The organism is Cellvibrio sp. ARAG 10.3 (genome assembly GCF_051846955.1).
In the GTDB taxonomy this organism is placed as follows: Bacteria; Pseudomonadota; Gammaproteobacteria; order Pseudomonadales; family Cellvibrionaceae; genus Cellvibrio.
Genome location: NZ_JBPYCU010000012.1, coordinates 138,127 through 150,095, shown reverse-complemented (window position 1 = coordinate 150,095; position 11,969 = coordinate 138,127). Strand labels below are relative to the sequence as shown.

General features: G+C 51.6%; 11 protein-coding genes. 6 read left to right on the top strand and 5 right to left on the bottom strand.

What is annotated here, in order from left to right:
* Window positions 1–413: 413 nt before the first annotated feature.
* Window positions 414–1,721, bottom strand: a complete 1,308-nt coding sequence (tyrS, locus tag ACSV5M_RS15500; RefSeq protein WP_439177165.1) for a tyrosine--tRNA ligase — start codon at window positions 1,719–1,721, stop codon at window positions 414–416.
* 204 nt (window positions 1,722–1,925) lie between these two features.
* On the opposite strand from tyrS, the gene ACSV5M_RS15495 reads away from it, so the two are divergent.
* Window positions 1,926–3,395: an OapA family protein gene (locus ACSV5M_RS15495; protein WP_439177164.1), complete on the top strand. Its 1,470-nt coding sequence runs from the start codon at window positions 1,926–1,928 to the stop codon at window positions 3,393–3,395.
* Between the two features lie 5 nt (window positions 3,396–3,400).
* Window positions 3,401–4,522 (top strand): anhydro-N-acetylmuramic acid kinase, encoded by a 1,122-nt coding sequence (locus ACSV5M_RS15490; protein WP_439177163.1) that lies wholly within the window; start codon window positions 3,401–3,403, stop codon window positions 4,520–4,522.
* Between the two features lie 8 nt (window positions 4,523–4,530).
* Here ACSV5M_RS15490 and erpA read toward each other — a convergent pair whose 3' ends face one another.
* The 4 genes from erpA to argC all read right to left on the bottom strand — a co-directional run bounded on the left by erpA (window position 4,531) and on the right by argC (window position 7,415).
* Entirely contained in the window at window positions 4,531–4,884 is a 354-nt protein-coding gene (gene erpA, locus ACSV5M_RS15485; protein WP_439177162.1) for an iron-sulfur cluster insertion protein ErpA, read from the bottom strand.
* Between the two features lie 95 nt (window positions 4,885–4,979).
* Window positions 4,980–5,411, bottom strand: coding sequence for a bactofilin family protein (locus ACSV5M_RS15480; protein ID WP_439177159.1), 432 nt, complete (start codon window positions 5,409–5,411; stop codon window positions 4,980–4,982).
* A gap of 115 nt (window positions 5,412–5,526) precedes the next feature.
* The gene (locus tag ACSV5M_RS15475) at window positions 5,527–6,288 is read right to left on the bottom strand and encodes a DUF6776 family protein (RefSeq protein ID WP_439177157.1); all 762 of its coding nucleotides are present in this window, start codon (window positions 6,286–6,288) and stop codon (window positions 5,527–5,529) included.
* 80 nt (window positions 6,289–6,368) lie between these two features.
* Complete coding sequence (gene argC / locus ACSV5M_RS15470) at window positions 6,369–7,415, bottom strand: N-acetyl-gamma-glutamyl-phosphate reductase (RefSeq protein WP_439177170.1); 1,047 nt, start codon at window positions 7,413–7,415, stop codon at window positions 6,369–6,371.
* 155 nt (window positions 7,416–7,570) lie between these two features.
* On the opposite strand from argC, the gene ACSV5M_RS15465 reads away from it, so the two are divergent.
* The 4 genes from ACSV5M_RS15465 to hemL all read left to right on the top strand — a co-directional run bounded on the left by ACSV5M_RS15465 (window position 7,571) and on the right by hemL (window position 11,918).
* Entirely contained in the window at window positions 7,571–9,388 is a 1,818-nt protein-coding gene (locus tag ACSV5M_RS15465) for a chloride channel protein (protein ID WP_439177155.1), read from the top strand.
* A 97-nt stretch (window positions 9,389–9,485) separates the two neighbouring features.
* A complete protein-coding gene (locus ACSV5M_RS15460) occupies window positions 9,486–9,908 on the top strand; it encodes a CopD family protein (RefSeq protein ID WP_439177154.1) in 423 nt (140 codons plus the stop codon).
* Between the two features lie 20 nt (window positions 9,909–9,928).
* Entirely contained in the window at window positions 9,929–10,573 is a 645-nt protein-coding gene (gene thiE, locus ACSV5M_RS15455; protein ID WP_439177153.1) for a thiamine phosphate synthase, read from the top strand.
* Window positions 10,574–10,634: 61 nt separating this feature from the next.
* Complete coding sequence (gene hemL, locus ACSV5M_RS15450; RefSeq protein WP_439177151.1) at window positions 10,635–11,918, top strand: glutamate-1-semialdehyde 2,1-aminomutase; 1,284 nt, start codon at window positions 10,635–10,637, stop codon at window positions 11,916–11,918.
* Window positions 11,919–11,969 lie beyond the last annotated feature (51 nt).

Genomic DNA, 11,969 nt, shown 5'->3' with positions numbered 1-11,969 from the left:
GTTAAAGAACCGGCGAGGGCAGCGCCTCCAACCGTGGGATGCGAATTATACGCATCATTTGTTTCTTGGCAAGCAAATTTTTAACTTTTTTTGCTGCCGGGTCACGTCGCCTTCCGCCTCAGCGTTCCGCTCCACTCCCCTTCTCCTCGCTCCGAGGAGGCGCGCATTATACACATTCGCTTTCGCTTGTAAACACTTCATTTCACTCAAGTTTTACAAGCCGGTCAACACGTCCTTTCTCAACCGCTCCCCGTCTGGAGAGGCGCGCATAATACCCGCTTTCTCACACCGCGCAACTCCTTTTTACAATTATTTTTTGCGACGAACAATTAACAAACAAACGAGATCATTCAACACACAATCTGAGCACTTTCAACACAGGCTCATCTAGCAAAACAGCTCATATCCTCAACTCAATTCACTTCAAACAAATGATATTTCTTCTTCCCAAGCTTACAAAGATAAAATTTTCCAAAGAAAGATGCCTCGGACGCAAAACATTCTGGAGTCTTCATATTATCAGCGGCAGATTTTGGCTGACCGTTTATGAATACTGCCTCACGAGCCAAGGCGTCCTTAACTTGCTTTCCCGATGCAGCCATTTGCGCATCCGCCAACAACTGCGTAAGGGGCATATCGGTTAACTGGTGTCGCTCCAGCCTAGATGAGGGCAGGCCATCCAAACGCAATTGCTCGAAGTCATCCTGCCCTAACGCCTTCAACTCATCACTGAATAGCGCTTGCGTAATTCTTTGGGCAGCCAGGAGACCGCTATCGCCGTGCACAAGACCGGTCATCTCCTCAGCGAGAATACGCTGAGCCTCGGGCTTGACCCCACTACTCCTGTCTGCTTCTTCTATACACTCAATCTCGCCAACACTTATAAAGGTGAAATAACGCAGAAACTTATACACATCTGCGTCTGCTGTATTAAGCCAGAATTGATAAAACGCATAAGGGGAGGTTTTGGCAGGGTCCAGCCAAACTGTTCCCGTCTCGGTTTTGCCAAACTTGGTTCCATCAGCCTTGGTAACCAAAGGCATGGTCAAACCATAGACATGCCCACTGTGAAGGCGGCGGGTCAAATCTATGCCGCCGGTGATATTGCCCCATTGATCACTGCCACCGATTTGCAAGGTGCAGCCATAGCGCTGATAAAGTTCAGCAAAGTCCAGGGACTGGAGCAGCATATAAGTGAATTCTGTGAAGGAGATACCCTCCCCCTCGCGCTCAATGCGCTGCTTAACCGATTCCTTGTTGATCATGTTGTTGACGGAAAAATGCTTTCCTATATCGCGCAAGAAGGTGAGCACGCTCATTTGCCCGACCCAATCGAGGTTATTAACCACCTCTGCCGAGTTACTACCACAATCAAAGTCAATAAAACGGCTAACCTGTTGCCTGAGCCGATCAGCCCAGCCCGCAACAACATCCGGCGTATTGAGCTTGCGCTCTTGCGCCTTGAAACTGGGATCACCTACCAAACCCGTAGCACCGCCGACCAGCGCAATGGGTCTGTGGCCCGCCATTTGAAATCTTTTCAACGCAAGCAAGGGAACTAAATGGCCGATATGAAGACTATCCGCCGTTGGATCAAATCCGCTATACAAGGTGCGCGAGCCAGAACTCATATAATCAGCCAAAGCCTCCCCACCCGTCGTTTGGGCGATGAGTCCGCGTGCTTGTAAATCGTGTAGTAAATTTGAATCAACCGAGGGCATATCACCGTCCACCGCTAGCATTGTCAGGGTCTTTTATAACCAAACATAGAGAAAGGTTGGCCAAGATACCGGATCTTGTCTCAAAAACAAGACTGCCCATTATCAAATCTGGCAATTACAGCGTTGCGGGGTGTCATCAGTGGACTTTTCTGCTATAAATGCAAAGACTTATATTAACTTCATAAACGCGGGTTTAGCTTCCTTATGGAACCCATTAAAAAGCATTACAAAAATTTCCTGATCAGTCTGTTTCAGCAATTTCCCAAGGGACATCTAGCCGCCGCCAGCACTCTGGCTGCCGGGCTTTGTTTCGTGCTTGCTGCGGTTCCTTCCGGAAACGCCGAGGCGACGCGCCAGACGCGCCTGCCTTTAGATCTTCCTACACAAGCCACCCCGCCGAAATTTGTCAACCATACACCATCCAACCAACCTCACTCCGGACTCACGTCTACATTAGGTGTATCCCTGAGACTTAAGGATTTGGTCAACTCAACATTGAATCCGGTCCCCCTGGTTCTCGCCTCCGCTACTGCAGAGGCATCAACAATAAAAGAAGAGCCGAAGTGGCAAGAGTTCATCGTTAAGAGTGGTGACAGCCTGTCCATTATTTTCCAACGGGCCGGGCTGAATGATCGCGATATCTATGAGCTGTTTAATGAAAGCGCGGAAGCAAAAGAGTTACGCCGCATTGTCCCCGGGCAAACTATCGCTTTCCAGCTTAACGACGACGGAAAGTTGCACCAGCTGCACTACGTAAAAGATACGCTTAACAGCCTTAATTTTACCCGCAGTGAAGATGGCTTTATTGCTAAAAAAATCGAGCGCCAACCGGATATACAAGTGGCTTTCCGGCAGGCAACCATCAACAGCTCTCTTTTCATGGCCGGCAAAGATGCAGGTATGGCCAGCAATTTAATTATGGAACTCGCCAACATTTTTGCCTGGGATATCGATTTTGCCCTGGATATTCACCGCGGCGATCAATTCAGAGTGATGTACGAAGAGCGCTATCTAGATGGCAAGAAGATTGGCACCGGAGCGATTCTGGCAGCTGAATTCACCAATCAGGGAAAAACATTCCAATCTGTCCGGTATACCAACGCCGAAGGCGCTTCCCACTATTACACCCCCAGCGGAGAGAGCATGCGCAAGGAATTCCTGCGTATGCCGGTGGATTTTGCCCGCATCAGTTCCCACTTCAACCTCAACCGCAAGCATCCCATTTTGCACACTATCCGTGCTCATAAAGGCACGGATTATGCCGCTGCACGGGGAACGCCGATCAAGGCATCCGGTGACGGCAAGGTAATCTTTGCCGGTCGCAAGGGTGGATATGGTAATACCGTGATTCTGCAGCACGGCCAGGCATATCAGACTCTGTATGCGCATATGCACAATTTTGGCAAAGGCGTTAAGGTGGGTACACGGGTTCGCCAGGGGCAAATCATTGGCTATGTGGGTACTACCGGACTCTCAACCGGCCCTCATCTGCATTATGAGTTTTATGTCAATGGTGTAGTGCGCAATCCAATGACGGTGGAACTACCCAAAGCACGTTCTATTGCCTCTGCTGAAAAAGCGAATTTCCTGGCTCAAACCCAGCCTGTCGTTGCACAACTGGAAGCATTTAAAGGTTCATCACGCCTCGCCATGGCGAGCGATGACGACAATTAATCGCCATGCCAATGACCGACATTTACCTCGGTTTAATGTCTGGTACCAGTGCGGATGCCATAGATGCGGTTGCTGTGGATTTTTCCAACAACACAGCCGCGCTACTTGGCTCACATAGCAAACCGCTCCCCCCTGATATCCGGGCGGTGATACACCGCCTGGCTTCCACCGGCCCGGATGAAATCGATCTCCTTGGTCAACTTGATGTGCAAATGGGAGAGTTATTCGCGGCCACCGTTCATGAGCTCATCGAAAAGCTTGGCTTAAGTAATCAGACACTCAGCGCCATTGGCAGCCACGGCCAAACCTTGCGTCATCGTCCCCCAGGTTCGCTAGCTCACCCCTTCACCTTACAGGTTGGCGACCCTAACATCATTGCTGAGCAAACCGGCATAACGACGGTGGCAGATTTTCGGCGACGCGATATGGCTGTAGGCGGTCAAGGCGCACCGCTGGTACCCGCATTTCACCAAGCGGCATTTCAATCAACGACCGTCAATCGTGCCATCGTTAATATTGGCGGCATCGCGAATATCACATGGTTACCGACATCTGGAGAAGCAACAGGATTCGATACCGGCCCCGGAAACGTGCTGATGGACGCCTGGATATGGCAGCACCACAAGAAAACTTACGATAACGCCGGGGCCTGGGCTGCCTCTGGCACATCGGATGAACAGCTTTTGGAGGCACTGTTGCAGCACCCCTTCCTGTTTCAGGCGCCGCCAAAAAGCACGGGAAGAGAGGACTTCAACCCCGCCTGGCTCGATACATGCCTGAGGCAATACCAGTGTGCTCGGCGCCCTGAAGACGTGCAAGCCACACTGCTGGCATTCACCGCCAGAACGATTACGGATCAGTTAAAAAAAGTCGCGAAAGAAGGGGGTATAGAGATTTTTCTTTGCGGTGGTGGTGCTTATAACGATACCCTGCGTCAGGCTATTCAGGGCTTGATGCCCCACTGCCCTGTTGCAACAACCGCGGAATTGGGTATCGCGCCTGAGTGGATAGAGGCCACAGCATTCGCCTGGCTGGCCAGGCAAACCTTGAACAGGGAGAGTAGTAATTTATGCGCGGTCACCGGTGCGAGAAAGCCGGTGATATTAGGGGGCGTATACTACGCTTGAAGCATTGATTAGATAGAGAAGGATGAACCGCAACCACAGGTACTGGATGCATTAGGGTTCTGAATCACAAATTTGGACCCTTGTAGCCCTTCCTCATAGTCCACCTTGGCACCGGCGAGGTAAGGATAACTCAACGCATCAACCAATACTTTTATACCGTCGCGCTCTACTATCGAATCATCTTCGGCCACGACCTCATCGAAGGTGAACCCATACTGAAAGCCGGAACAACCCCCACCGGTTACGTAAACACGCAGCTTGAGGTCATTGTTGCCCTCTTCGTCTATCAAGCTTTTTACTTTGGCTACTGCGCTATCGCTAACCAACAGGGCTTGAGGGGTGTAAATTTCAGGGCCAGACATAGTAACTCCGATGAACTCTTCAGTACCTCTGGGTAGAGGGAAAAATATTATCCCTTTACCCAACTAAAACAGTCAACTATTCGTAGTGGCTTTTATTATTGCCCGGATGTTTTGAGAAAGCTGGTGGAGGATTCAGGTGTGGTGCCAGTGGCGTCAGACAGTTTTTTTGCTGATGCAGGTGATTCAGCGGTACCGCTAAATATCAGGTTACCGTTAACCTGCGAACCCTTAACCATCTCAATCAGCTGGTAGTGAATTGAGCCTTCAACAATTGCCTTCGCTGCCAGTTCGATATGCTTCGATGAGTGGATATCTCCAACAACCTTACCGTTGATAACAGCGACCGGCGCGCGAATGTCGCCTTCAACCAATCCGGACTCGGCAACCACTAACTTGGCATCTTTATCGCCTTCAGCGATCACATTACCGCAGATTTTGCCTTCTATCTGTAAATCACCACTGAAATGCAAATCGCCGACGATCTTCGCTGCACGCGAAATCAGGGTGTGATTGTTAGAAAAAGCCATAGTTTTCTTTCCGCCCCACATAACTTTGTTTCTCAAGACAATAAAAAGATCGAAGCGCGTAAGAGTAGCCCATTTGCGACAAAGAATCGTGTAACAGGCTGCAAATATTCGTATTTCAAAGTTCGGAGAGCTGCCACTCCAGCTCATTTTCAATCGTGGCCGGATGTTTTCGATTAGTGGATTTCACCAGGAACTGTATTTTCTCGGGTTTAAACCCACCCGGAAGCACCAGGTCACCCTCGATATTCTGGAAATACTTAAAGCTGAGGGAAATCTGTTCCGCTGCAACCTGATCGGATAACTCGTGCAGAGAAATACTGCGCGGCTTCTCCTCGCCTCCCAACGTCTGCACACCGACTATCTTGATGTTTAAATCCCCCTGGAAGGGATCGTCCATCGCAGCGAGTTTTTGGAGGACTAATTTGTAATGGTAGGCATCTGCCTGATCTGCACGAGTGACATGAAAGACACCAATACTGATACCTTGGGGATTAGCGTTGCGCCCGGAGGACATCATGCTGCGATATACCGCGATATCGCGCTCCAGGGCCGCGATCTGCACCGTTTGTTGCATTAACTGGCGGCGTATATCTTTGTTTGCCTGCTGATCAATATCAGCGTTGAGTTTTAGGTTGGCAACCTGCTGACGCAATTCCTCAGCATCTTTGGTTAAGGTCAGGATCTTTTGCTGTTGCTGGTCCCGCGCACCGCCAGGCAATGACAACTGTTGCGCACCATGATCATAACCAATCAGGTAGCAGGAAACCGCCACGCCCGCGAGCACCAGGAAACCAACAACGTAATTAAATACCAACCGCATGGGGCGATAGGGCATCACCCGCATGCGATATTGAGCACTACCTTTTACTACCGCCATCGTCTATTCAGCCTTTTATATAGTGAATACGCGTATTGAATGGCTAGCGCACGCACTACCAAAAACGCACTGCGACTTGATTACGGCAGCAAAGCTACCACATCCAAACCGGCTTTCTCATCAAAGCCAAACATGATGTTCATGTTTTGAACCGCCTGGCCAGATGCGCCTTTTGTCAAGTTGTCGATGGCCGACAACACCACCACCGTATCGCGATCCTGGGGCCGAAAAACGGAGATACGACAAACGTTCGAACCTTTTACAGTCCGCGTTTGAGGCATTTCACCGGCAGGTAAAACATCGACAAAAGGTTCATTGGCATAGCGCTGCTCGTAAAGAGACTGCAAATCTGGCGCCTGGTTCCCTTTTAACAAAGTGGCATATAGCGTTGCATGGATACCCCGAATCATCGGTAGCAGGTGAGGAACAAAGGTCAATTGTGCCGGTGTACTGCCGGCTGGCTGGACATCGCGTAAACCCTGTTCAATTTCCGGCAGGTGACGATGACCCGCTACCCCATACGCTTTAAAGCTGTCGGTGATTTCCGTCAGCAGATTATCGATCTTTGCCTGCCGGCCCGCACCGCTGGCACCGCTCGCGGCATTGGAAATCAGCCGGGCCGGGTCAACCAGGTTATTTTCGATCAGCGGTAAAAAGCCCAACTGGGTCGCTGTGGGGTAACAACCGGGACAGGCAATCAGCTTAGCCGAACGAATTGCTTCACGATTGGTTTCAGGCAAACCATATACCGCATGAGCAACCAGCTCGGGACAACCGTGCTTCTGGTTATACCACCGCTCCCATAATGCGGTATCGCGAATCCGGAAGTCGGCGGACAGATCAATAATACGCGCGTTGGTCTTCATCAAGGATGGCATGAGGTTCTGCGCAACGCCGTGCGGTGTAGCAAAAAACACCACATCCAGCTCACCCAACACATCAACATCAGGTTCGCTAAATGCAAGATCAATATGGCCGCGCAAACTGGGGTACATATCCGCCACCTTGATACCGGCCTCGGCGCGGGAGGTGATGACCGTGACGTCTACCTGGGGATGCTTGACGAGTAAACGTAACAACTCGACACCGGTATAACCTGTGCCGCCAACGATACCTGCTTTAATCACGTGTAACCCCTTCATTTGCTTAACTCTTGTCATCTGGGCTATTGTGCCCGGCGTTGATCGAGGGCCTATGATAAAAGCCTTGTCGATAAATCGAAAGTATTGAATGCAAGGGCCGGATCCACACCTCCCACCCTCGCCCCTTGTCGGGAGTCATCATGGTTCTCTTTACCAAAGCCTCGCAGGCCGCACATGCCAGACTCCGGGCGCTTCGCTCCCGCCTATCGGTGAAAGCAGAAAAACTGCGTGACCAACTGGCGTATATAAATGCCTTACCCCAGCTGACGTTATTGGGTTTGATTACCGGCATCCTGGCAGGCCTGATTATTGTGCTGTTCCGTTGGGTCATCGACATTCCCCTGGGTCTTTCGCTCCCTGATCACGGCGAAAACTTTGAAGCCCTGGCTGCGAGTTCACGCTTTCTGTTGCCGGTGATTGGCGGACTGGTACTGGGTCTGATTCTGCAGCGGGTGAATAAACTGTACCACCCGGCCGGGATTGGTCATGTGCTTGATCGTCTTCAAAACCATCAGGGACGCATGCCGCTGGGGAATTTCATTAACCAGTTTGGCGGCGGTGCCCTGTGCTTGTTGACCGGGCAATCCGTCGGTCGCGAAGGTCCTGCGGTACACCTTGGGGCTGGCTGCGGCAGCTTATTAGGTCAATGGTTGCGTTTGCCCAATAACAGCCTGCGCCCATTGGCGGGCTGCGGTGTGGCGGCGGCCATTGCTGCGTCTTTCAATACGCCGATGGCCGGGGTGATCTTTGCCATGGAAGTGGTCATGATGGAATACACGATAGCGGGATTTATCCCGGTGATCCTGGCGGCCGTTGCCGGTACGACTATCACCCATTTGGTATTTGGGCCGGACATTACGTTTATTACCCCGCAGATTGTTATGGGTAATATCTTTGAGTTGCCGTTTATGGCGCTTACCGGTCTGTTTGTTGCCGTGTTTGCGGCGGCATTTATCCGGTTGCAAGCCCTCTGTTGCAAACAATCCTTACAACGTCCGGTCTGGTTACGTTTTTTATTCGCCGGAGTAGTCACCGGTGTGCTGGCGCTGTGGTTTCCACAGATCATGGGGGTCGGATATGACACGATCAGCGCATCCATTGCCGGTGAGTTAGGGCTCGGCTTATTGATCGCTATTGTTATTGCCAAACTGATTGCGACCGGGGTCAGCCTTGGGGTCGGCATGCCAGGCGGGGTGGTCGGACCTTGCCTGGTCATGGGTGCGACACTGGGTGGTGCAGTGGGAGTGATTGCGCATATCTTGATGCCCGGGTCCGCCAGCGATGTCGGCTTTTATGTGATCCTCGGGATGGGCGCGATGATGGGCGCCGTGCTGAATGCACCGCTCGCGGCCATGATGGCCATCCTGGAGTTGACCTACAATCCGCACATTATTTTCCCGAGTATGCTGGTGGTGGTCGCCGCTTGCCTCACCACCCGCTGGGTTTTTCGCTGCGACGGATTATTCCAGACACTGTTACGCATCCAGGGCAAATACCGCGAGCCACTGAACCCTGAATTTGGCATGATCCATCAGATGCTGAGCCGTTCCGGCGTGCGCGGCATGATGGATCGGCACTTTGTGCGCACCGCACGCCAGCTGGATCAGCAGCACGCCCAGGCATTGCTGCAACATCATCCGCACTGGATTCTGATAGAGGACGACATCATACTGCTGCACCCGGCAGACCTGGCGCTGTATCTGGAACAGCATCCGCTGACCGATGACACTGAAGATGCCAGACAGTTGGATTTACTTGAGCTGCCCGCACGCCGGCTACAGCTGACAGCCGTCAGTATCGAAGCCAACCTGTACGAAGCCTTGCAAGCCATGAATGCGGCGCAAGTTGATGCGATTTATGTCACTTCGGCCGACATGAGCAGTGACGACATAAAAAGAACAGACAAGATCAAAGGTATCGTCACGCGGGAGAAGCTGGAAAATTATTATCGAATCTGATCAACCATTGCCCCCAGGCTTCTATCGCACAAGGGAATGCGAAAAGCGTCGTCGATCTTTCGATAACTGAACCGAAGAAACTGATGAGATTGTATTTATGCTCTGGATCAAAGCCTTTCATATTATCTCCGTCATTACCTGGTTTGCCGCGCTGTTTTATTTGCCTCGGTTATTCGTTTACCACGCGATGAGCGAAGACCACATCAGCCGCGAACGTTTTAAGGTAATGGAGCGAAAATTGTATCGCGGGATTGCTACGCCCTCGATGATCGCGACGCTTATCTTCGGCGCCTGGTTGAGTCATTTGAATTGGGCCTACTACGCCCAGTCAATCTGGTACTGGAGCAAATTGGCGTTGGTGATCATCCTCGTGGGTTACCACCATGCCTGCCTGGTTTACCTGAAGCACTTGCGCGACGACCGCTGCCAACGAAGTCACGTGTTTTTTCGCTGGTTCAACGAATTCCCGGTGTTGCTGTTGCTGGGTATCGTTATCCTGGTTGTGGTTAAACCTTTTTAAATAATGGCGTAACTTCTCCTGTGAATCCTTTTACATCAACACCGCTGTATGCAATTACCGACAGTCTTTTGATGCCCGGTGAAGCACTTTTTGCCGGGGTAACCGCCGCGCTTGATGGTGGCTGCCGGCTGATTCAATACCGGGATAAATCCGGTAATCATACGCAACGCCTCGCCGACGCAAAAAAACTCTTGGCGCTCTGCAAGGCCTATAAGGCACAACTGATTATCAACGATGATGTGCCGCTGGCCAAGGCCATCGGTGCCCACGGCGTACACCTCGGTCAAGATGATGTCAGCCCGATTATTGCTCGCGAACATCTGGGCGCTAATGCCATCATTGGTGTGACTTGCCATGCATCTCTGGACCTTGCACAACAGGCGATAAAACAAGGGGCAAATTATGTAGCCTTTGGCCGTTTTTTCCCGTCCAACACCAAGCCCGACGCACCACCGGCACCGTTATCACTACTTACCGCAGCGCGTGATGTCTGCGAGCCGACGCCCATCGTCGCCATCGGTGGCATTACCCTGGAAAACGGCGCGCAGGTATTGGCAGCGGGGGCTGATACCCTGGCGGTCAGTCACAGTTTATTTGCTGCCACCGATATCAAACGACAAGCACAGGTATTTATTGCGTTGCAGAAAAATATCGAGACGAGATGATGCGTCCCTTGAGATGCAGCACCCGATAAGCTGTCAACTATTATTGATTGAAGGAATTTTTATGAGCCGTTCAGAAACCTTATTTTTGCAAGCACAACAACACATTCCCGGCGGTGTGAATTCACCGGTCAGAGCATTCAAAGCGGTGGGCGGAACGCCGGTTTTCTTTGAAAAAGCATTGGGTGCCTATATCTGGGATGCGGATGGCAAACGCTATATTGATTATGTGCAATCCTGGGGACCCATGGTGCTCGGCCACGCACATCCCGATGTGATCAATGCTGTGATTGAAACCGCAAAATTCGGTTTGAGTTTCGGCGCACCCACTGAACGTGAAACCACACTGGCTGAAAAATTGTGCCAGCTAATGCCCGGCATGGACATGGTACGTTTTGTCAGCTCCGGCACTGAAGCCACCATGAGTGCAATTCGTTTGGCACGCGCGTTTACCGGGCGCGATAAGATCATCAAATTTGAAGGCTGCTATCACGGCCACTCTGACTCCTTGTTGATCAAAGCGGGCTCTGGGGCATTGACGCTGGGTGTACCCAGTTCGCCCGGTGTACCCGCCGTGTTGGCGGACCACACCATCACGCTGGACTACAACGATGCGCAGCAAGTGCGCGAATGTTTTGCCTCGCTGGGTGACAAAATTGCCTGCATCATTGTCGAGCCAGTGGTGGGTAATATGAATTGCGTTCCACCCGTGCCAGGTTTTCTGGAGACACTGCGCGATGTCTGTGATCAATATGGCAGCCTGTTAATTCTTGACGAGGTGATGACTGGCTTTCGTGTGAGCCACACCGGCGCTCAGGGGCATTATCAGATCAAAGCGGATATCACGACCCTCGGTAAGGTCATCGGTGGTGGTATGCCGGTGGGCGCCTTTGGTGGGCGGCGCGATGTGATGCAGATGATTGCGCCCTCCGGCCCGGTATATCAGGCGGGCACCCTGTCGGGTAATCCAGTTGCCATGGCCGCCGGATTGAAAACACTCGAACTGCTGGAGAATCCTGCGATCTATCCGCAACTGAATGCCCGAACCGAGCAACTGGTGACAGGCTTGCAGCAGCTGGCCGATGAAGCCGGTATTCCGTTCACAACCAACCATGTCGGCAGTATGTTTGGCTTTTTCTTCACCGAAGAAAAAAAGGTAACCAATTTCAAACAGGTTATGGCTTGTAATATTCCACGCTTTAATCAGTTTTTCCACGGCATGTTGAAGCGCGGCATTTATCTGGCACCGGCGTCTTACGAAGCCGGATTTATGTCAGCAGCCCATACGGAAGACGATATCCACATGACATTACAAGCGGCAAAGGAAACCTTCGCTGAACTCGTTTAACGAGCAGGTGCCCGGCCCCTGTGGGCTGGGCAGCAAGACCTATGTCGCGAG